Origin of the sequence: Streptomyces sp. TBY4, from assembly GCF_024213195.1 — a bacterium.
In the GTDB taxonomy this organism is placed as follows: Bacteria; Actinomycetota; Actinomycetes; order Streptomycetales; family Streptomycetaceae; genus Streptomyces.
Map to the genome: position 1 here is coordinate 136,820 of NZ_JANAVF010000010.1, position 19,618 is coordinate 156,437.

Here is a 19,618-nt window from a genome sequence, read left to right on the forward strand (position 1 = left end):
CCCCGCAGCGGCCGCCGCTACGGCGCGATCGGCAGCTGCCGCTTGTGCTCGGTGAGGCGGTAGCGGCGGACGATCGTGTCGAAGGCGCGCTCCCCGACCGGCTTGCCCTCCAGGAAGTCGTCGATCTCGTCGTACGTGACCCCGAGCGCGTCCTCGTCGGCCTTGCCCGGGTCGAGGGTCTCCAGGTCCGCCGTGGGCGTCTTCCAGACCAGCTCGGCCGGTGCGCCCAGGGCGTCGGCGCAGGCCCGTACCCGGCGCTTGGTCAGCCCGGTCAGCGGCACCACGTCGGCCGCGCCGTCACCGAACTTGGTGAAGAAGCCGGAGACCGCCTCCGCGGCGTGGTCGGTGCCGACGACCAGGCCGTCGTGCGCGCCGGCCACCGCGTACTGGGCGATCATGCGCTGGCGGGCCTTGATGTTGCCCTGCACGAAGTCCTGGTGGTGGGCGTCCCGGAAGACCGTCCCGCCGGCCAGGGAGGAGGCCAGCGCCGCGTCGCTCGCAGGCTTCACGTCCACCGTCAGCACCCGGTCGGCGTTGATGAAACCGAGGGCGAGCTGGGCGTCCCGCTCGTCGGCCTGGACCCCGTAGGGCAGGCGCATGGCGAAGAAGGTGGCGTCGTGTCCGGCCGCCCGGGCCCGCTCCACGGCGAGCTGGCAGAGCCGGCCGGCCGTGGTGGAGTCCACCCCGCCGCTGATCCCGAGCACCAGGGAGCGCAGGCCGGTGGAGGTGAGCCGCTCGGCGAGGAACGCCACCCGGCGCTCGATCTCCCGCTGGGCGTCGAAGCTCTCGGCCACGAGGAGCTCCCGGGCGATCTCCTGCTGCAGGGCGGTGGACGCCGGCTGGCTCACGGCTGCTCCTCATGATGGTTCGTCGGTTCGCGCGAAGCGATGCTCTGTCCCGCCGACCCTAACCGAGTGCGCGGGTGAGCCGCGTCTCACCCGCGTGGCGGCGCTTGTCTATGCAACGAGTTGCATAGAAGGATCGGGGCATGGCACTTGAGCACGCGATCCTCGTCTCCCTGCTGGAGCAGCCCGGGTCCGGATACGAACTGGCCCGCCGGTTCGACCGGTCCATCGGCTACTTCTGGACCGCGACCCACCAGCAGATCTACCGCGTGCTGAACCGCATGGAGGGCGACGGACGGCTCGACGTCCGCGAAGTGCCGCAGCGGACCCGGCCCGACAAGAAGGAGTACTCCGTCACCGAGGCCGGCCGCGCCGCCCTCTCGGAGTGGCTCCACGAGCCGATCCAGGCCGACACCGTCCGCCACGAGCTCGCCGTCAAGATCCGCGGCGCCGCCTTCGACGATCCGTCCGCCCTGATCCGCGAGGTCGAGCGGCACCACCGGACGCACGCCGACCGGCTCACGCACTACCTCGCGGGCGAGCTCCGCGATTTCACCGGACCCGGGGCTCCGGTCCCCTCCGACGCCGGACGGGAACTCCAGCACGTCGTGCTCCGCGGCGGCATCGCCTACGAGCGCATGCAGCTCGCCTGGCTGGAGGACGTACTGGCCACCCTCCAGCGCCTCGCGGGCCCCTGACCCGGGGCCGCCCCCGCTCCATCCCGCACCTTCGGCTTCACCCCTCATCCGACGCATCCTCCGACCGGAAGGCGACGCACGCCCATGAGCGACCAGCTGCTGTTCAACCCGCGCACCTACGACCCCGCGCACTTCGACCCCGAGACCCGCCGGCTGCTGCGCGCGACGGTCGACTGGTTCGAGGAGCGCGGCAAGCGCCGGCTGATCGAGGACTACCGCACCCGCGCCTGGCTGGGGGACTTCCTCGCGTTCTCCGCGAAGGAGGGCCTCTTCGCGACCTTCCTGACCCCGGAGGCGGCCGCCGGCCCGGACGGACCCGACAAGCGCTGGGACACCGCGCGCATCGCCGCCCTCAACGAGATCCTCGGCTTCTACGGCCTCGACTACTGGTACGCGTGGCAGGTCACCATCCTCGGCCTCGGCCCCGTCTGGCAGAGCGACAACGCCGCTGCCCGTGACCGTGCCGCGCAACTCCTCGACGCGGGCGAGGTGTTCGCGTTCGGCCTGTCCGAGAAGACCCACGGCGCGGACATCTACTCCACCGACATGCTGCTGGAGCCCGATGCCGACGGCGCCGGCGGCTTCCGGGCCACCGGCTCGAAGTACTACATCGGCAACGGGAACGCGGCCGGACTCGTCTCCGTCTTCGGCCGCCGCACCGACGTCGAGGGCCCGGACGGCTACGTCTTCTTCGCCGCGGACAGCCGCCACCCCGCCTACGACGTGGTGAAGAACGTCGTCGACTCCTCCAAGTACGTCAGCGAGTTCCGCCTCACGGACTACCCGGTCGCAGCCGAAGACGTCCTGCACACCGGCCGCGCCGCCTTCGACGCCGCCCTCAACACCGTCAACGTCGGCAAGTTCAACCTCTGCACCGCCTCGATCGGCATCTGCGAGCACGCGATGTACGAGGCCGTCACCCACGCACAGGGCCGCATCCTCTACGGCCGCCCCGTCACCGCCTTCCCGCACGTGCGCCGCGAACTGGCCGACGCGTACGTCCGCCTCGTCGGGATGAAGCTGTTCAGCGACCGCGCCGTCGACTACTTCCGCTCCGCGGGCCCCGACGACCGCCGCTACCTCCTCTTCAACCCGATGACCAAGATGAAGGTGACCACGGAGGGCGAGAAGGTCATCGACCTGATGTGGGACGTCATCGCGGCCAAGGGCTTCGAGAAGGACACCTACTTCGCCCAGGCAGCCGTCGAGATCCGCGGCCTGCCCAAGCTGGAGGGTACGGTCCACGTCAACCTGGCCCTCATCCTCAAGTTCATGCGCAACCACCTGCTGGCACCGGCCGACTACGCCCCCGTACCGACCCGCCTCGACGCGGCCGACGACGGTTTCCTCTTCCGCCAGGGCCCGGCCCGCGGCCTGGGATCCGTACGGTTCCACGACTGGCGCCCCGCCTACGAGGCGTACGCGGCCCTGCCCAACGTCGCCCGCTTCCGCGCGCAGGCCGACGCCCTCTGCACCTTCGTCGAGACGGCCGCCCCCGACGAGGAGCAGAGCCGCGACCTCGACCTCCTCCTCGCCGTCGGGCAGCTCTTCGCCCTGGTCGTGCACGGCCAGCTCGTCCTGGAGCAGGCCCGCCTGACCGGCCTGGACGAGGACGTGCTCGACGAGCTGTTCGGGGTCCTCGTACGGGACTTCTCCGCGCACGCTGTCGAACTGCACGGCAAGGACTCCGCCACCGCGGAGCAGCAGGCCTGGGCCCTGGGCGCGGTCCGCCGCCCGGCCGTGGACGCGGACCGCTCGGCCCGCGTGTGGGCCCGGGTGGAGGCCCTGGCCGGTGCCTACGAGATGGCCCTCTGATCCGGAGGCCGGCTGCCGCGGCAGCCGGCCTCTCCCGTGCTACCCGATGGCCTCGAAGGAGGCGACGAGGTCGGCCGGGGAGGGGAGCGCCTCTATCTCGGACCGGGTGGCGGCGGCCCCCTTGCGGAGGGCTTCGTCGGTGAGCAGCCGGTCGAGCAGGGCGGCGTCCACCTCGTCGCCGGTGGCGCGGAGGGCGAAGCCCAGGCCGGTGGCGGCCTCGACGTTGATGAAGTGGTCCGCGCCCTGCGGAAGGATCAGCTGCGGGACGCCCAGCGCGGCGGCGGTGAGCATGGTGCCGGCGCCGCCGTGGTGCACGATGGCGTCCGCGGTGTCCAGGAGCTGGGCCAGCGGCACCCAGGGCAGCACCCGGACGTTGCCGGGCAGCGTACCGAGCGGGCTCAGATCGGTGTCACCGACCGCGAGCAGGAACTCGGCGTCGACGGAGGCGGCTTCGGAGACGACCCGGGCGACCGGGTTGACCCCCGCGAACGCGGTCACCACGGTGCCCAGGGTGATCGCGATCCGGGGCCTGGAACCCCGGGACGCGAGATCGCGCGGCACCGGGCCGGCGCCGTTGTGCGGCACGTAGCGGACCCGCCAGCCGGTGCCGTCCCCGCCCATGGTGGCGGGGACGACGTCGAGGACGGTGTGGGTGGCCGGGCCCTCGACCCCGCGGGCCCGGTACTCGTCCGCCAGCAGCCCGGCGAGCCGGCCGACCATCGCGAAGCCGGACATCACGCCGAAGTTGTGGACCACGGCCGGTATGCCGAGGGCCGCGGAGACCAGGGGCGCGGCGGCCTGGAAGGCGGCGTGCACGATCACGTCCGGCCGCCAGTCGGAGGCCAGGGACAGCAGGTCGTCGATGGTGACCCGGCCGTCCTCGGCGAAACCGGCCGCGGCGAGCCGCTCGGTGTCCTCGGGGCTGTTGCCGTCCGAGACGAACTCCAGGTCCGCACCGTTCTGCGCACGCTTGAAGGAGTCCATCAGGGTCGAGCCGTCGCCGATCTTGACGGTGGGCAGACCGGTCCGCCGCATCTGGTCGTACGGGGCCGAGACCGCGAACAGCACCTGGTGCCCGGCGGCCTGGAGGGCCTGGGCGGTCGACACCATCGGGAACAGATGGCCCACGGAAGCGGGGCCGGTGAAGAGGAAGCGCACGGCATGACTCCTTGGATGGCGCCCCGAAGTACTGCTCGGACAGGGCGCCTTGAGGGTTCTGGCACCTGTTCGAACGAACCCGCTCCCGCCTCGGTTTCCATGGAGATGATCGAATTTCGGCCGATTCCGGCCCGCCGTCAGTCCTGGGGCGGGCCCTGTACGAGGAGGCGCGCCGCGGAGTGATCGGCCCGGTCCACCTCCTCCGCAGCATCGATGTACCCGTAGGCATCGTCGCCGACGGGGATCCGCAGAGGCGTGGGGCCCTCGGTGGCGACGATGTCCAGGACCCGTTCGGCGAAGTACTCGGGGCGCCCGGTCTCGGGGCTCTCCGCGAGGCCGCGGGCCCCTTCGAGCATCTCGCGGTTGGTGACGTCGTAGGCGGGGACCCGGTGGGCGGCCTCGGCCATGGAGGTTCCGTAGCGCGTCGCGAACATGCCCGGTTCGAGGACGGTGACGCGGATGTTGTGGGGGGCCGCCTCCATGGCGAGGGTCCGGCTCATGCCTTCGAGGGCGTGCTTCCCGGCGGTGTAGGCCGCGAGGCCGGGGAAGGCCATCCGGCCCACCACGGACGAGACGTTGAGGATGTGGCCGTGCCCCTGGGCCCGCATCAGCGGCAGGACGAGCCGCGCGAGCCGCCAGGGGCCGACGACCAGGGTCTCCAGCTGGTCGCGGAGTTCGGCGTCCGAGACCTCCTCGACCGCGCCGAACAGCCCGACGGCTGCGTTGTTGACGAGGATGTCGATGCCGCCCAGCCGTTCCACCGCGGTGCGCACGGCCTCCTCGCAGGAGGCGCCGTCCCGCAGTTCGAGCGGGACCGGGACGATCCGCCCCGGCCAGGCGGCGGCCAGATCCTCCAGGTCGGCGGTCTTGCGGGCGGTGACGGCCAGCACGTCCCCGGCGCCCGCGGCCGCGGTGGCCAGTGCCTGCCCCAGCCCGGAGGAGCATCCCGTGACCAGCCAGCGTCGTCCCATGGTTCCCCCGTGATGGCCTGATTGCGCCGGATGATGGCGGCAGTTCATGGTGGGGGCGGCTCCGGTCCGGGGGCAGCCCCGCTGCGGGGGCGCGCGGAGGCGCGCAGGCGCACGTCAGGGCGCGCACGTGCGCCGGGAGGCGCCCGGTGCCCCTGCCGGCTTCCCGTGGGACGGTCTAGGAGGCCGGGCCGCCGCTCGCCCGCGCGGCGCGGCGCAGCCGGGAGCGGGCCGGATCCTGGAGGGAGTGCGATGCGGTGCCGGCGTGCTCCCGTGGGTTCGGGCGGACGAAGAGGGTGACGGTGACCTTCTCCGTGAACCCGTTGCGCCGCATCATCGCGGCGGAGGCCGCGTTGCCGCTCTCCACGTCGGTGATGATCCGGGACGCCCCCGCCGCGAAGAGCGCGGTGCAGCAGTGCTCGACCAGGGAGCTCGCGACCCCCCGGCCCCTGGCGCGTTCCTCCAGCGCGATCCACTCCAGGTAGCCCCAGTCCTCGCGCTCGTCGTAGGACAGCGATCCGAGGACGAAACCGAGCAGCCCCTCCTCGTCGCGGGCGATCCAGCAGGCGTCCGGCTGGGCGTCCCAGTGCGCGGCCACCGAAGACAGCGACCAGGAGGTGTAGGGCATCGCCTTGACGTCGAACGCCCGGTAGCCGAGATCGAGAACGGCATCGAGGTGGGTCAGTCGCAGGGGGATGGTCTCGACTTCACTCATGCACGCGATGATGACATACCCGGACATTTCTCCCCGTCACTCCGCGGGGAGGGCCCCCGGATCCGCCGCCGGGTTCTTCGGGCCGCGGGCGAGGACGTAGAGGAACAGGACGCCCATGACGGCCACCCCCGCCCACATGGCCTGCTGCCAGCCCTCGACGAAGGACTGACGGGCGGCGTCGAGGAGGGCCTGTGCCCGCGGACCCGCACCGCCCGCGGCCCCGACGGCGTTGGCGATGCCGTCCCGCGCGGCGTCGGCCGCATCCCGGGGGATGCCCTGCAGCCGCTCGTCGACGGCGTTCCGGTAGCCGGCCGACACGAGCGCTCCGAGCAGCGCCACGCCCAGCGCGGTGCCGAACTCGCGGGTGACGTCGTTGAGGGCGGAGGCGACGCCCTGGTGTTCCCGCGCCAGGGAGCCGGTGATGGCCTCGGTCGACGGGGTCATCGCCAGACCCATGCCGGCGCCCATGGCGAGCATGCCCGGCAGGACGGACGGGTAGCCGCCGCCGACGGAGACGGTGCCCGCCATGAGGGCGAGTCCGGCGCCCGCCAGCAGGATGCCCGTCGCCATGGTGGAGCGCGCACCGATGCGCGGAGTCAGCCGGGGAGCCAGGCCGGAGGCCGCCATCATGGCCACGGCCATCGGCATCAGCGCGAGCGTCGACCGGATGCCCGACCAGCCCAGAACGGCCTGGAAGAAGGGGAAGAGCACCACGAAGATCCCGGCCTGCACGCCGAAGACGGTGAGGAGGACGAGGGAACCGCCGGCCGGACCGCGCTCGCGGAACAGTCGTACGTCGAGCAGGGCGGCGTCCCGCAGCCGCAGCTCCCAGGTCACGAAGGCGACGGCGGCGAGCACTCCGGCGACGAGGGCGGTGAGGGTGGCGGGATCGGACCATCCGCGCTCCGGCCCTTCCTGGAGCGCGAAGATGAGTCCGGCCGCCGCGACGGCGGAGGTCAGCGCGCCGACGGTGTCGAAGGGGTGGCGCGGGGTCTCACGGGAGCCGGGGATCGTCCGCAGCGCCATGGCGAGGGCCACGAGGACCAGCGCGACGGGCAGTACGAAGAGGTAGCGCCAGTTCGCCACATCGACGAGCGCCGCGGAGAGGAACATGCCGAGGATCCCGCCGCCCCCGGCGACACCGGTCCATACGCCGATGGCCCGGCCGCGCTGCTCCCCGGGAAAGGTGGAGGTGATCACGGCGAGGGTGACGGGCATGATCATCGCGGCGCCCACGCCGCTGAGCAGCCGGGCGGCGAGCATGACCTCCGCCGACGGTGCGAGACCGGCGAGGGCGCTCGCGCTGCCGAAGACGGCCAGGCCGGCGACGAGCGTGCGCTTGCGGCCCAGCCGGTCCCCGAGCGCTCCGAGCGGGAGCAGGAGCGCGGCCAGGGTGAGGGTGTAGAGGTTGATGATCCACAGGACGGTGGCCTGCGAGGCGCCGAACTCGACGGCCAGGTCGGGCTGGGCGACGTTCAGCCCGGACACCGAGGCGATGACGGCCATCAGCGCGATGCACACGGTGATCAGAACGGCGCGCAGCCGACGCGCGTCCGGGTTGTGGTCCCCGCCGCCGGGGCCGGGCGCTTCGGGAGCTGCCGCCGGTGCGGGCTGGTGCGTACTCATGGGTTCCTCTCGGAAAAGGGCATGCGGAAGGCAGCGCCGGACCGGGTCCGGCGCTGCCGGGGAGGGGGGAGGCGCGGGCACTCGCTGGCGCCCGCAAGGCGTCAGGCGGTGCCGGGGGCGGTCTTCCCCGCCGGAGCGAGAGCCGCGACCGCCGCGTCGGTGTCGGCGACGGCGAGGAGGGCGTTGATGTGCGCGCCGGCCAGGGCCCCGGCCGCGGCGGAGGCGCCGACCTGGGCCATCGGGTCGGTGACGTTGCCGGCCACCCACACCCCCGGCACGTCGGTGGCGCCGGCCGGGCCGGAGGCGAAGCGGCGGCCGCCGCCGGGCACGTCCTCCATCGGCAGGCCCAGCCCGGCCAGGCCCTCGGTGCGGGCCACGAGCGTGGTCGCCACCGCGAGGACACGACGGGCGGCGACCCGGCCGTCGGCCAGGAGGACACCGCGGATGCCGCCTTCGCGGTCCCCCACGACCTCTGCGACGGGGGTGTCGACGACCCGGATGCCGCGTGCGGCGAAGCGCGTCCGGGTCTCGTCATCGAGCTCGGTGCCGTGGGCGAAGTAGACGAGGTCGTCGGTGAGCTGACGGAACAGCAGGGCGTGGTGGACCGATGCCGGACCGGTGGCGAGCACCCCGATCGGCTGATCGCGCACCTCCCACCCGTGACAGTACGGGCAGTGCACCACGCTGTGGCCCCAGTGCTCCGCCAGGCCGGGCAGCCCGGGCAGTACGTCGCGCAGGCCGGTGGCGACCAGCAGGCGGCGCGCGGTCAGGGCGCGGCCGTCGGCGAGGGTGACGGTGAAGCGCAGGTCGCCGTCGGCGGACGGGGCGGCGTGCTCGGCGGCGGAGACCTCGCCGGAGACGACGAGGCCGCCGTAGCCGCGCACTTCCTCGCGGCCCCGCCCGTACAGCTCCGCCGGCGGGGTGCCGTCCAGGCCGAGCAGACCGTGCACGCCCCCGGCGGGCGCGTTGCGGGGGGTGCCGCTGTCGATCACGACGACCGAGCGGCGGGAGCGGGCGAGCATCAGCGCACCGTTCAGACCGGCGGCGCCGCCGCCGATCACCACGGCGTCGACGGTCCCGTCCGGCAGCGTGTCGGTCGAGGGGGTCGCGGGTGCGGTAGTCATCGCGGACATGGCGTCGGATTCCCTTCCTGGGTGTTCTCTCTCGACACGACGCTAACCGTGATTTGCAGTACAGGCATACAATGTTGCCTATGACGCAAGAAGAAGGCGATCTGGACAGCCTCGTACGCAAACGCATCCGCGCGCTGCGGGTGGCGCAGGGCTGGTCCCTGGAGGAACTGGCCGGGCGCGCCCGGCTCAGCCAGTCCACGCTCAGCCGCATCGAGAACGGTCAGCGCCGCCTGGCGCTCGACAGCCTCGTCACCCTCGCCCGCGCGCTGGACACCACCTTGGACCAGCTCGTGGAGACCGCGGCCGACGACGTCGTCATCAGCCCGATGATCGACGCCGCCCGCGGGCAGATGCGCTGGCCGATCAAGGGTGAGCCGGGCATGACCGTCATTCGCCAGCGCATGACCGAACCGCCGCCCGACAACCCCTCCCGCATGCGCGCGCACCCCGGGCGCGAATGGCTCGTGGTCCTGTCCGGCACCGCGATCCTCCTGCTGGGGCACCGCCGCTTCCGCATCGAGGCCAACCAGGCCGCGGAGTTCCCGACGATGCTGCCGCACGCGATGGGCGCCGAGGGGGGACCGTGCGAGATCCTGGGCATCTTCGACCGGGACGCCCGCCGCGGCCACCAGCGCGACGGCGGCGGAAGTGACGGCGGCGGGGAAGACGCTGGTCAGGGGCCGGGCCGGACCGAGTGACGGGCGGGCGTCTTGCGCGTCCTGGGGGTAGCGAGCCGATCTTCTTGCCTTACCCGCAAGAGTCGATGCGGCAAGCGCATGGCCGCCCTACGGTGAAGCCATGACCCACGCACATCACGCACAGCACGCACACCACGCACCTCAGCAGGGCCAGGCCCACGAAGCCGAGACCCACCACGGTCACGCCCACCACGCGGCCCATCGCGAGGCCGAGCTCGAAGGCCAGGCGGAGATCCTCGACCTGGACGCGGAAGTCCTCGCCGAGCACATCGCCGACATCACCACGTGGCTGCCCCTGACCGAGCCCCCGCGCCACATCGTGGATCTGGGCTGCGGCACCGGAGCCGGCACCTTCGCCCTGCTCGACCGCTTCCCCGACGCGCACGTCACCGCCGTCGACTCCTCGGCCGTGCACCTGCAGCGCCTGCGCGAGAAGGCGTGCGCCCGGGGCCTGGAGGACCGCGTCCGCACCGTGCAGGCCGACCTCGACGAGACCGCGTGGCCGGACCTCGGCGCGCCGGACCTGGTGTGGGCCTCGGCGTCGATGCACCACATGGCCGACCCGGACCGGGTCCTGCGCACGGTCCGCGAACTGCTCGCCCCGGGTGGACTGCTCGCCGTCGTCGAGCTGGCGGGCTTCCCCCGCTTCCTGCCCGGGGACGCCCCCGCCGGCCGGCCCGGACTGGAGGACCGCTGCCACACCGCGAGCGAGAGCCACCATGCCGAGCACGTACCGCACCGGGGCGCCGACTGGGGGCCGAAGCTCACCGGGGCCGGATTCACCCTCGACGGCGACCGGGTGATCGACGTGAACATCGAGGGCTCCCGCAGCGGGGCGGTCGGCGCGTACGCCCTCGAAAGCCTGCGGCGCCTTCGCCGCAGCATCGTCGACACCCTCGGGTCCGAGGACCTCGCCGCCCTCGACCGGCTGCTCGACACCGAGGGTCCCGAGAGCATCCTGCGCCGCGACGACCTGGCCGTCCGCACCGAACGCACCGTCTGGGCCGCACGCCGCGCGCACTGATCCGCGCCCTGCGGCCCGGCGGAGCTCACTCCTGCGGCCGCCGCAGCAGCGGGGGAGCCGGGTAGGGCAGGGGGCTGGCGGCGGCCGGGTTCAGGCCGTCCATGAGCAGGGTCACGTAGCGGCTCCGGCCCTCCTCGGCGGGGTCCATGGTCCACAGCACGCTGACGAGCATGCTCATGATCCTCTTCACGTCGTCGGGTACGAGGTCCTCCCGGATCACCCCGGCCCGCTGCCCCCGCGTCACCAGCGGGTCCAGTGCGTCGAAGAACCGGGCGCGGGTCTCCTCGGAGAGGACGCCGGCGTTCCGGGCGGCCGTCAGCACGTGGTGCTCGTCGGCCGCCGAGGTCAGGGCGGCTTCGAGTACGGAGGTCAGGCCGCGGCGGGGGTCCTCGTCGGCCAGCCCGCGTTCGATGGCGGGGCCGACGTCCTGGGCGAACTGCTGGTCGAGCACCGCCCGGAGCAGGGCGGCCTTGTCGGGGAAGCGGCGGAAGAGCGTGGCGATCCCCACGCCGGCCCGCCGCGCGATCTCGTCGAGGGGTGCGTCGGGCCCCAGCTCCGCGTACACGTCGCGTGCCGCCCGGACGATCTTCTCGATGTTGCGCACGGCATCGGCGCGCAGGGGTTTGGGGCTGTCGGTCGGCACGCTGCCGAGCGTACAACCGATAGTTGACGATCAGATCTGGTTGACACGTCGCACACCGTGAACTGATAGTTGACTACTGATTGTCATCGCCTGCGGCCCACGCCTCGAGGACCCTTCATGCGACAGCCGTCCACGGCCGCCCCCCGAACCGGCAAGGTGATCGCGACGCTCGCCCTCGCGGGCATCGCCGCGGCCGTCATGCAGACCCTGGTCACCCCGCTGCTGGCAGACCTGCCGGGGATCCTCCGTACGTCCCACTCCAACGCGGCCTGGGTGGTCACCGCCACCCTCCTGGTCGCGGGAGTGTCCGTACCGATCAGCGGGCGCCTGGGCGACATGCTCGGCAAGCGCCGCATGCTCCTTGCCTGTTGCATACCGCTGATCCTCGGATCGGTGGTGTGCGCGCTGGCGGGCGGCGTCGTCCAGATGGTCGTCGGGCGCGGCCTGCAAGGCATCGGCATGGGAATGATCCCGCTGGGCATCGCCCTGCTCCGCGACATCCTCCCCGCGGAGAAGCTCAGTTCCTCCATCGCCCTCGTGAGCGCCTCGATGGGCATCGGCGGCGGCATCGGCCTCCCGGTCTCCGCGGCCGTCGCCCAGTACGCGAGCTGGCGCTTCCTGTTCTGGGGGTCCGCGGCGCTCGCCGCCTGCGTCGCCGTCATGATCGTGGCCCTCGTTCCTGAGGTCCCGGCCGCCGCCCGGGGCGAACGCCTCGACGTGGTCGGTGCGCTGGGCCTCGCCGCGGGTCTGGTGTCCCTGCTCCTCTTCGTGTCCAAGGGCGCCGACTGGGGCTGGGGCTCCGCCACCACCCTTGGTCTGATCGCCGCCACCGTGGCGGTCCTGGCTGCCTGGGGGTGGTTCGAATGGCGCACCACCGACCCCCTGGTCGACCTGCGCACCACCGTCCGCCCGCGCGTCCTGCTGACCAATCTCGCTTCGGTCTCCATCGGCTTCGGCATGTACGCCGGCATGCTGGTGGTCCCGCAACTGCTGCAGCTCCCCGCCGCCACCGGGTACGGGCAGGGCCAGACCATGCTGGCGGCCGGCCTGTGGATGCTCCCCGGCGGGCTGGTGATGATGGCCGTGTCCCCCTTCGGGGGCAAGCTCACCAACGCGCGCGGCCCGAAGGTCACCCTCGTGTCCGGAGCGGTCGTACTGGCCGCGGGCTACGGCGTCGCGCTCCTCTTCTCCGGCACGGCCGCCGGGCTGATGGCCGCGTTCATGGTCATCAACGGCGGTGTCGCCCTCGCCTACGGGGCCATGCCCGCCCTGGTCATGAGCGCGGTGCCCCTGACGGAAACCGGCGCCGCCAACGGCTTCAACGCCCTCATGCGTTCCCTGGGCACCTCGGTCGGCGCCGCCGTCGTCGGTGTCGTCCTGGCCAGGATGACCACCACGGCCGGCGGGCTCACCTTCACCTCGGAGGCGGGGTTCCGCACCGGACTGCTGATGGGCGGCGGCTTCGCCCTGCTGTCCGGGGCCATCGCCGCCCTGATCCCCGCCCCCGGGCCGCAGCGGCCCGAACCGCGGGACCGCACCGGCCCCGCGACGGAAACGGCACCCACCTCTGTGAACAAGTAGCGGGGCAAGCGGCGGAGCACGGAGCGCCGCCCCCTCAGGTCATCGGGCCGTTTCGAGGTACGACGCCAGGTGGGCCAGTGAGGAGGCGATGCCCGCCTCGTGGTCGGCCCGGCCGATGCCGGGCGGAACGTCGGTGGCGGTGACGGTCACCGCGGTACCCCCCTCGACGGCGGCGAGGTGCCAGGTCATCGTCATGGTGCCGGCGTACGACGGGTCGTCGGACTCGAACACGGCCTGTTGCACCACGCGTTCCGATGGCACCAGGTCGGTGAACCGGACGTCGACGACGTCGGTCGCGTCCGAGGTCTTGCCCGGGCTGCCGGCCGGATCGACGGAGGCGTCGAGGTAGGTGAGGACCATCCGGAACCCGCCGCCCGGCCGCGGGTCCCACCGCTCGATCCGCCCGCTCATCCCGTCCGGCGGGAGCCAGGCCTCCAGGGACGCGCGGTCGAGGAGGGCGGCGTAGACGGCCGCCGGCGGCGCCTGGATCGTCAGGGCGCCGCGGTCGGTCCTGTCGGCGGACCGGTTCCCGGGTCCGCCCCGGTGCGTCGGCGCGCCGTCGGCAGGAGCCTTCAGGGTGCGCAGGTGTGCGGTCACCGCCGCCGTGGTGCGCTGCTCCTCCCGGCCGGCCAGGAGGTCCAGCAGCGCCCCGCGCAGGACCGCGAGCAGGAGGGTGCGCTCGGCGAGGCCCTCGGGCGTGTCGCGGCGGGCCGGCGGCTGGGCGGCGGCGAAGAGCTCCAGCCAGTCGGCGATCGTCCGCTCCGCGAACCCCGCCCAGGGCCCCGCGCCGCCGCTCAGCGACCGCGCGTAGCCCTCGACCCAGAGGGTGAGCACCTTGCGGTGTCCGGGGTCGGCCAGCCAGCTCCACACCAGCTCGCCCGCGCGGGCGAGCCCGTACTCCGGCCGGGCCCGGCGCACGGCTTCGAGCATGGCCGTCTCGTCCTGCCGGGCCCGCGCGAGCAGCGCCTGCACCAGTTCGTCCTTGCTGCCGAACAGGAAGAGGAGGACGCGCGGGCTGCTGCCGATCGCCTCGGCGAGGGGGCGCAGGGACATGTCCGCCAGCCCGTGGTCGAGCACGTGGGCGTAGGCCAGCTCGAGGAGCTGCTGCTTGCGGGCGGAATCGGTGCGGGCGGAGGGGGTCACCCGGACATTATGCTTTACTGAAACAGTCGTTTCAGTCGTTTCGGTGGGTCGATCCGGCCCACCGCTTCGGAGAGAAGGTCCCCATGAATGACATCCGTGCGGTGATCCGGCCGCTGGGGGAGCCGGGCGATCTCGGCTGGGTGGTGATGGCCCACGGTGAGCAGTACGCGAAGGAATTCGGCTGGGACATCGGCTTCGAGGCCCTGGTCGCGCGGATCGTCGCGGACTACGCGGCCGACCACGACCCCTCCCGCGAGGCGGCCTGGATCGCCGAGCTGGACGGCCGCCGGGTCGGCAGCGTGTTCTGCGTGGCGGACGACGGCAACACCGCGAAGCTGCGGATCCTCCTCGTGGACCCCGCCGCACGCGGCCACCGCCTGGGCTCGCGCCTGGTGGCCCAGTGCGTGGACTTCGCGCGCGGAGCGGGGTACGAGCGGATCCGGCTGTGGACGAACGACACCCTGGCGGCCGCCCGCCGGATCTACCTGGCCGCCGGATTCCGGCTCGTGGAGGAGGAGCCGCACCACAGCTTCGGCGCCGATCTGGTCGGACAGGTCTACGAGCTCGACCTGCCGGCCTGAACGGCGCCCCGGCGTAAGGGGCGGGGGGTCGCCGCCGGGCACGCGGTCGGCGGTCGATGTCACTACTGGTAGCCGTCCCTCCGTTTCCCGGGCAACTCGACTGTGTCATCGGCCCGTTGCGGGGCATCCGCGCACCATGCCCGCCAGACAGACCCGGCAGGGCGCACGGACACCCGGTCGGCCCGCGGGCAGGCTGAGGACTCGAAGGAAGGGAACCGCGATGACGACGACCGGATTGCACGGAATGAAGACCCTCCCCGGTGCACAGGCGCTCCGCCGGCAGGCCGTCCGCACCCGGAAGGAACTCGGCCGCCTCGCGGAGGGCGGGAAGCTCGACTCCGTACGAGGCAAGGCCGTGCAGGCCGCGACCAGGGTCCGGAGCCACCGGACCGGGTGGGTCACGGCGGCCGGGGTACTGGCTGCGGCCGTGGTGGCCCGGCGGAGCCGCCGGGCACGACGGGAACAGGCTTCTTGAGCCGACCGCTCCAGGTCGGACGGGAAGCGATGGCGCACCCGGCACCCGTGAAGGGAGCGGCCCCCGAACAACGGGGCCGCTCCCTTCACGTCATGCCACCGCTCGCCGGGCTCTCAGCAGGGCCGGACCGGCTGGAGGTTGTGGACGTAGCGCGCCGAGACCCAGCCCTTCGAGCCGTGCAGGCGGTACCAGACCGGGTTGCCGTCCACCCAGCCCCCGCGCTTTTGGCACGCCAGGACCACCCGCTGGTTCGGATGCAGCTTCTTCACCACGTCCGAGTACACGGTCGGCTTTTCGCGGACGTTGAGCGGGGCGCGGGTCTCGACCACGCCCACGGGGCCGGACGTGCCCTGCCCGTGGCGGGCGGCGAGCCCCTCGGCCGCCCAGCCGGCCGTGCTCAGCGGCCCGATCAGCACTCCGACCGCCACGGCGTACGTCAGCAATGCCTTCTTCACCATCGGATCCACTCTCCCTGTGTCGCCTGGGCAGCCCGTGCGGACGACCTCCCCGACCGACTATCCGCCGCCCGGGCGGCGGATGGTCGCCGGCCCTGACGGAACACGCCCCCGTTGCTCCGGATGGCCCAAGGGCCATCGCTCCGGACGGCCGCGGCGAGGGTTCCGCACCGGGTCGCGCCGAGGTTTGAACCCGCCGGCATCGAGCAGGCGCCCCTGCGGTACGAAGCGAAATGAAACGAAACGAGCAAGCAGAGGAGGCGCGTGGCATGGCCGCGGACGCAAGCGAGAACCAGGACGTCGTTGCCTTGATCCTCAAGGACCACCGCAGGATGGAGGACCTCTTCCGCCGGATGCGCAGTGTGGAGGCCGACCGGGCGGACGCGCTCGCGAAGCTGTCCGCGCTCCTCGTGGCGCACAGCGAGGCCGAGGAGGCCGAAGTGTACGGCGCGCTGAAGCGGTTCAGGGACGTCGACAACGCGGAGGTCGAGCACGGGACCGAGGAGCACGCCGAAGGCAACGAGGCCCTCTTGGCGCTGCTGGAGGTGTCCGAAGTGGGTTCCGACGACTGGGACGAGCGGCTGGAAGACCTGGTCAAAGCTGTCTCCCACCACCTCGACGAGGAGGAGCGCACCATCCTCAACGGCGCCCGGGAGAACGTCCCGGACGAGCGGAGGGCCGAGCTCGGAGCGGCCTTCCTGCGGGAGCGGGAGCGCCGGCTCGCCGCCGACTGCGGCAGCGTCGAGTACGTGCGCGCGATCGTAGGGGGCTGACGGCGACTGCCGTCGGGTCCGTGCTGCGGGCACGGCACCGGGCCCGGACTCGACGAGTCCGGGCCCGGTGCCGTGCCCCAGGTCAGATGATCCGGCCACCGAAGCCGCCGACGGAGTAGTAGGTCCCGATCTCCTCGCGGTACCCGACGTCGTCGAGGTGCTTCTCGCGGTGGAACTCCGGAGCGTTCTTGATCTGCTCCTTGGTGCCGTCGACGTAGACCTTCTCCCGGCTCACATCGACGATGATCACGGTGCTCGCCGGGAGCAGCACCTCCTTGCCGAAGATCCAGATCCCCGTGTCCACGACCAGGTAGGCGTCACCTGCCTCGTCGGAGTGCTTGTCGACCTTGCCGATGCTGCCGTCGGTCGCCTCGACCTTGTAACCGATCAGATCGGTGCCGGTCAGGTGGCCCGCGGTCGACCTGTAGCTCCACACGTGCTCAGTCACGCGAAACAACTCCTTCGCCAGACAGGGGGCGGCGCGGCAGTGCCGGCCGTCCCTCTCCTTCGATGTCGTACGCGGCGCTGTCGGCGCCCCGCCGGAACTCGCCTGCCCCGGCTCCGGTCCTTCATTCGCCCCGGAGCGCCGACGCCGCGACGGCACGCAGGTCCGCACCCGGCTCGCTCGCCGTGGCGTACCGGACCGTTCGCAGGGCAGACGAGCCGCCATGACATGGAGACACGCGCTCCGGCGCAGTGAGAGCCCCGATACCGTGCCCGTGGCGGCCGCTCGGCAACGACGGCCTCCGGCGCACCCCGCCGTCCGGGCGCTGGCCATGGTGGCGGCCTTCGTCGGGACCGTGCTGTTCAGCGTGGTGCTGGCACGGCTCACACTGGAGCCCTCCGCGGCCTCGGTGGACCTGGTGCACAGCAACGTCCGGCCCGGCCACTCGATCAACGCCTACCTGGACGGCGCGTCGACCGCTCAGGCAGTGCGCCAGCTGGGCGGGAACCTGCTGCTGGGCCTGCCGTTCGGGGTCCTCCTGCCCGTCCTCATGCCCCCGGCCCGGGGCCTGCTGCGGGTCGCCGCGGTGACGGTCTGTCTGATGACGCTGGTGGAGCTGATTCAGGGTGCCCTCGTCACGGGACGCGTCTTCGACATCGACGACGTCATCCTCAACACGACCGGAGCCCTCCTCGGCTACCTGCTGATCGGCCGCCGCCTGGGCCGGGCCGTGCACCCGCGCCGCAGGCACTGGTGGCACCGGCGCCCCCGGCTCGGCACGTCCCCGCCCCCGCCCGCGCCGAAGCCGAAACAGATCGCGAAGCGGTCGACGAAGCCGGCAGCGAAGCCGATCGCCAAGCAGGTCCGCGCGGGTTGGAGGAAGGCCTTCCACCGCGGCGGTTGACCGTGTCAGGTCCCTGCCGTGGGGCAGGCGCGGGGATGTCCGTGCCACTTCCACCCACTGGGGAGACATGAACAGCGCCCTTCGCCTCCTGATGCTCCTGGGGGCCTCCATCCTGCTCACGGCCGCGGCCGGCTGGGCCGTCGACCGACTGCTCCTTCGCGCCGACGCACGACACCCCGAAACGCCCTTGTGGAACCTGCTGCGCCGCTGCCGCCACGCCCTGCAGATCGTCCTGCTCGCCGCCCTGTGCAAGGGCGTCTGCCGGGACACGGCGTGGCCGCCGCTGCGGGACAACGCGGCCGCCACGGGCCGGATCCTCTCGCTCGCCCTGATCGGAGCCGGGGCCTGGGTGATCGTGGCCGTGGCCTCCGCCGCCGTCGAGTCGGGGTACGCCCGCTACGCCACCGGCACCCGTGACCCGGCCCGCGTACGCCGGGTCCGTACCCAGGTGACGCTGATCACGAGGGTCGTGGCGGTCGTCGTGGCCGTCATGGCGGGCGCCGCGATGCTGCTCACCTTCCCGAGCTTCCGCGCGCTCGGCACCTCCGTCCTCGCCTCCGCAGGGATCATCGGCATCGTGGCCGGCGTGGCGGCCCAGTCCACCCTCGGCAACCTCTTCGCAGGCTTCCAGATCGCCTTCGGCGACATGGTGCGCATAGGCGACACGGTCGTGGTCGCGGGCGAGTGGGGGGTGGTCGAGGACATCACCCTCACCTTCCTCGCCGTACGCACCTGGGACGAACGCCGCATCACCATGCCCGTCTCGTACTTCACCACCAGGCCGTTCGAGAACTGGTCGCGCGGCGGAGTCCAGATGACCGGCACGGTCTTCCTCCACTGCGACCACAGCGCGCCCGTCGACCTCATGCGGGACAAGGTCCACGAGATCCTGCACGCCTGCCGGGAGTGGGACGGCCGCGGCTGGGACCTCGCCGTCACGGAGACGACGCCCTCCACCATCGTGGTGCGGGCCATCGTCACGGCCAAGGACGCCGACGACCTGTGGACGGTGCGCTGCGCCGTACGCGAGCAGCTGATCGCCTGGCTGGTGGAGAAGCACCCCGGCGCCCTGCCCCGCATCCTGCTGGAACCGGCTCCGACGGCGCACGGCCCGGCCGGCGGTCGCCCCCTCTGACGGAATTCCCCGGCGGGCGGCGCCCGTACGGTACGGCCCCGGCCGAACGCACGCGTTCCTATCGGTGCCGGGCGAGGGTGTGCACGAGCACGATCAGCGCGAAGGCGATGACGAGCAGGTGCACCCAGGAGGGGCCGACCGCCGGGGCCAGGGACAGGGAGGTGAACTGATGAGAGGTCATGAGGCGCTCCTGCCCCCGAAGGCCGGATCGACGCCCTCCTCCGCGGGACGGCCGGACCGGGCCCGGAGCCCGCCGGCCGCGCCCCGGTCCCGTGCCGTCAGCGCGGCGCGGGCCTGCCGGACTTCAGCCGGGCGGCCTCGATCTCGGCCCAGACGGCCTTGCCGTGCTCGTGTGTTTCCGTGCCCCAGCGGTCGGACAGGCGCTCCACGATGTGCAGACCGTGGCCACCGGGCACACCGCGTCGCGGCGCCGGGTGGAGGAGGGGCAGGTCCGTCGTTCCGTCGTAGACCTCGATGCGCAGCGTTTCCCCGGCCGTGAGCACGAGCTCCCGGCAGCCGTCCGCGTGCAGGGAGGCGTTGGTCAGCAGCTCGGAGACGAGGAGCAGGGCGTCCTCGGCGGTCTCCGTTCCGTCCCAGCCCCAGTCGCGCAGCGCCCGGCGCGTGAACTCGCGGCCCTTGGCCACGGCGCCCCCGACGCCCGCCAGCGCGAGGCGACGCCGCTGGCGGCCTCCGGGAAGGCCGGCGCTCACTGGATCTCCCGTTTTCGGTCCGATGGTCTCCACCGTGCTCTCGCACCCCCGTGCCGACGCTGCTTCGTTCGCTGCTCCCGGGACCGTACGACG

General features: G+C 72.7%; 22 protein-coding genes. 10 read left to right on the forward strand and 12 right to left on the reverse strand.

Annotation, left to right across the window (positions count from 1 at the left end; genetic code table 11):
• Nucleotides 1-17 precede the first annotated feature (17 nt).
• Nucleotides 18-848: an ammonia-dependent NAD(+) synthetase gene (nadE, locus tag NLX94_RS23890; RefSeq protein WP_254385065.1), complete on the reverse strand. Its 831-nt coding sequence runs from the start codon at nt 846-848 to the stop codon at nt 18-20.
• A gap of 140 nt (nt 849-988) precedes the next feature.
• Here nadE and NLX94_RS23895 point away from each other — a divergent pair, with 140 nt between their 5' ends.
• Together NLX94_RS23895 and NLX94_RS23900 are read left to right on the forward strand one after the other, a co-directional pair.
• On the forward strand, nt 989-1,543 hold the full coding sequence (locus NLX94_RS23895) for a PadR family transcriptional regulator (RefSeq protein ID WP_254385066.1): 555 nt from the start codon (nt 989-991) through the stop codon (nt 1,541-1,543).
• Between the two features lie 84 nt (nt 1,544-1,627).
• A complete protein-coding gene (locus tag NLX94_RS23900) occupies nt 1,628-3,358 on the forward strand; it encodes an acyl-CoA dehydrogenase family protein (RefSeq protein ID WP_254385067.1) in 1,731 nt (576 codons plus the stop codon).
• A gap of 39 nt (nt 3,359-3,397) precedes the next feature.
• Here NLX94_RS23900 and NLX94_RS39420 read toward each other — a convergent pair whose 3' ends face one another.
• From NLX94_RS39420 to NLX94_RS23925, 5 genes are all read right to left on the reverse strand, one after another.
• Nucleotides 3,398-4,516, reverse strand: a complete 1,119-nt coding sequence (locus tag NLX94_RS39420; RefSeq protein ID WP_254385068.1) for a glycosyltransferase — start codon at nt 4,514-4,516, stop codon at nt 3,398-3,400.
• Between the two features lie 137 nt (nt 4,517-4,653).
• On the reverse strand, nt 4,654-5,487 hold the full coding sequence (locus NLX94_RS23910; RefSeq protein WP_254385069.1) for an SDR family oxidoreductase: 834 nt from the start codon (nt 5,485-5,487) through the stop codon (nt 4,654-4,656).
• A 175-nt stretch (nt 5,488-5,662) separates the two neighbouring features.
• Nucleotides 5,663-6,199, reverse strand: coding sequence for a GNAT family N-acetyltransferase (locus tag NLX94_RS23915; RefSeq protein ID WP_254385070.1), 537 nt, complete (start codon nt 6,197-6,199; stop codon nt 5,663-5,665).
• A gap of 36 nt (nt 6,200-6,235) precedes the next feature.
• The gene (locus NLX94_RS23920) at nt 6,236-7,825 is read right to left on the reverse strand and encodes an MFS transporter (protein WP_254385071.1); all 1,590 of its coding nucleotides are present in this window, start codon (nt 7,823-7,825) and stop codon (nt 6,236-6,238) included.
• Nucleotides 7,826-7,926: 101 nt separating this feature from the next.
• A complete protein-coding gene (locus tag NLX94_RS23925) occupies nt 7,927-8,949 on the reverse strand; it encodes an NAD(P)/FAD-dependent oxidoreductase (RefSeq protein ID WP_254385194.1) in 1,023 nt (340 codons plus the stop codon).
• 80 nt (nt 8,950-9,029) lie between these two features.
• Here NLX94_RS23925 and NLX94_RS23930 point away from each other — a divergent pair, with 80 nt between their 5' ends.
• Both NLX94_RS23930 and NLX94_RS23935 read left to right on the forward strand, forming a co-directional pair.
• A complete protein-coding gene (locus NLX94_RS23930) occupies nt 9,030-9,656 on the forward strand; it encodes a helix-turn-helix domain-containing protein (RefSeq protein ID WP_374684014.1) in 627 nt (208 codons plus the stop codon).
• A 100-nt stretch (nt 9,657-9,756) separates the two neighbouring features.
• On the forward strand, nt 9,757-10,680 hold the full coding sequence (locus tag NLX94_RS23935) for a trans-aconitate 2-methyltransferase (protein ID WP_254385073.1): 924 nt from the start codon (nt 9,757-9,759) through the stop codon (nt 10,678-10,680).
• A 25-nt stretch (nt 10,681-10,705) separates the two neighbouring features.
• Here NLX94_RS23935 and NLX94_RS23940 read toward each other — a convergent pair whose 3' ends face one another.
• A complete protein-coding gene (locus NLX94_RS23940) occupies nt 10,706-11,323 on the reverse strand; it encodes a TetR/AcrR family transcriptional regulator (RefSeq protein ID WP_254385074.1) in 618 nt (205 codons plus the stop codon).
• Nucleotides 11,324-11,440: 117 nt separating this feature from the next.
• Here NLX94_RS23940 and NLX94_RS23945 point away from each other — a divergent pair, with 117 nt between their 5' ends.
• On the forward strand, nt 11,441-12,904 hold the full coding sequence (locus NLX94_RS23945; RefSeq protein WP_254385075.1) for an MFS transporter: 1,464 nt from the start codon (nt 11,441-11,443) through the stop codon (nt 12,902-12,904).
• Nucleotides 12,905-12,943: 39 nt separating this feature from the next.
• On the opposite strand, the gene NLX94_RS23950 is transcribed toward NLX94_RS23945, so the two are convergent.
• Nucleotides 12,944-14,047: an SRPBCC domain-containing protein gene (locus NLX94_RS23950; RefSeq protein ID WP_254385076.1), complete on the reverse strand. Its 1,104-nt coding sequence runs from the start codon at nt 14,045-14,047 to the stop codon at nt 12,944-12,946.
• A gap of 83 nt (nt 14,048-14,130) precedes the next feature.
• Between NLX94_RS23950 and NLX94_RS23955 the strand changes: the two genes are divergently transcribed.
• Complete coding sequence (locus tag NLX94_RS23955) at nt 14,131-14,628, forward strand: GNAT family N-acetyltransferase (protein ID WP_254385077.1); 498 nt, start codon at nt 14,131-14,133, stop codon at nt 14,626-14,628.
• Nucleotides 14,629-14,848: 220 nt separating this feature from the next.
• Complete coding sequence (locus tag NLX94_RS23960) at nt 14,849-15,103, forward strand: hypothetical protein (RefSeq protein WP_254385078.1); 255 nt, start codon at nt 14,849-14,851, stop codon at nt 15,101-15,103.
• A gap of 113 nt (nt 15,104-15,216) precedes the next feature.
• On the opposite strand, the gene NLX94_RS23965 is transcribed toward NLX94_RS23960, so the two are convergent.
• Nucleotides 15,217-15,561: an SH3 domain-containing protein gene (locus NLX94_RS23965; protein ID WP_254385079.1), complete on the reverse strand. Its 345-nt coding sequence runs from the start codon at nt 15,559-15,561 to the stop codon at nt 15,217-15,219.
• A gap of 266 nt (nt 15,562-15,827) precedes the next feature.
• Here NLX94_RS23965 and NLX94_RS23970 point away from each other — a divergent pair, with 266 nt between their 5' ends.
• Complete coding sequence (locus tag NLX94_RS23970; RefSeq protein WP_254385080.1) at nt 15,828-16,331, forward strand: hemerythrin domain-containing protein; 504 nt, start codon at nt 15,828-15,830, stop codon at nt 16,329-16,331.
• 82 nt (nt 16,332-16,413) lie between these two features.
• Here NLX94_RS23970 and NLX94_RS23975 read toward each other — a convergent pair whose 3' ends face one another.
• Entirely contained in the window at nt 16,414-16,779 is a 366-nt protein-coding gene (locus NLX94_RS23975) for a PRC-barrel domain-containing protein (RefSeq protein WP_254385081.1), read from the reverse strand.
• A 220-nt stretch (nt 16,780-16,999) separates the two neighbouring features.
• Between NLX94_RS23975 and NLX94_RS23980 the strand changes: the two genes are divergently transcribed.
• Together NLX94_RS23980 and NLX94_RS23985 are read left to right on the forward strand one after the other, a co-directional pair.
• Nucleotides 17,000-17,680, forward strand: coding sequence for a VanZ family protein (locus tag NLX94_RS23980; RefSeq protein ID WP_254385082.1), 681 nt, complete (start codon nt 17,000-17,002; stop codon nt 17,678-17,680).
• A 67-nt stretch (nt 17,681-17,747) separates the two neighbouring features.
• Nucleotides 17,748-18,815, forward strand: coding sequence for a mechanosensitive ion channel family protein (locus NLX94_RS23985; protein ID WP_254385083.1), 1,068 nt, complete (start codon nt 17,748-17,750; stop codon nt 18,813-18,815).
• A 58-nt stretch (nt 18,816-18,873) separates the two neighbouring features.
• Here NLX94_RS23985 and NLX94_RS39045 read toward each other — a convergent pair whose 3' ends face one another.
• On the reverse strand, nt 18,874-18,996 hold the full coding sequence (locus NLX94_RS39045) for a hypothetical protein (RefSeq protein ID WP_302170388.1): 123 nt from the start codon (nt 18,994-18,996) through the stop codon (nt 18,874-18,876).
• Nucleotides 18,997-19,093: 97 nt separating this feature from the next.
• Nucleotides 19,094-19,525: an ATP-binding protein gene (locus NLX94_RS23990; protein ID WP_254385084.1), complete on the reverse strand. Its 432-nt coding sequence runs from the start codon at nt 19,523-19,525 to the stop codon at nt 19,094-19,096.
• Nucleotides 19,526-19,618: the final 93 nt, after the last annotated feature.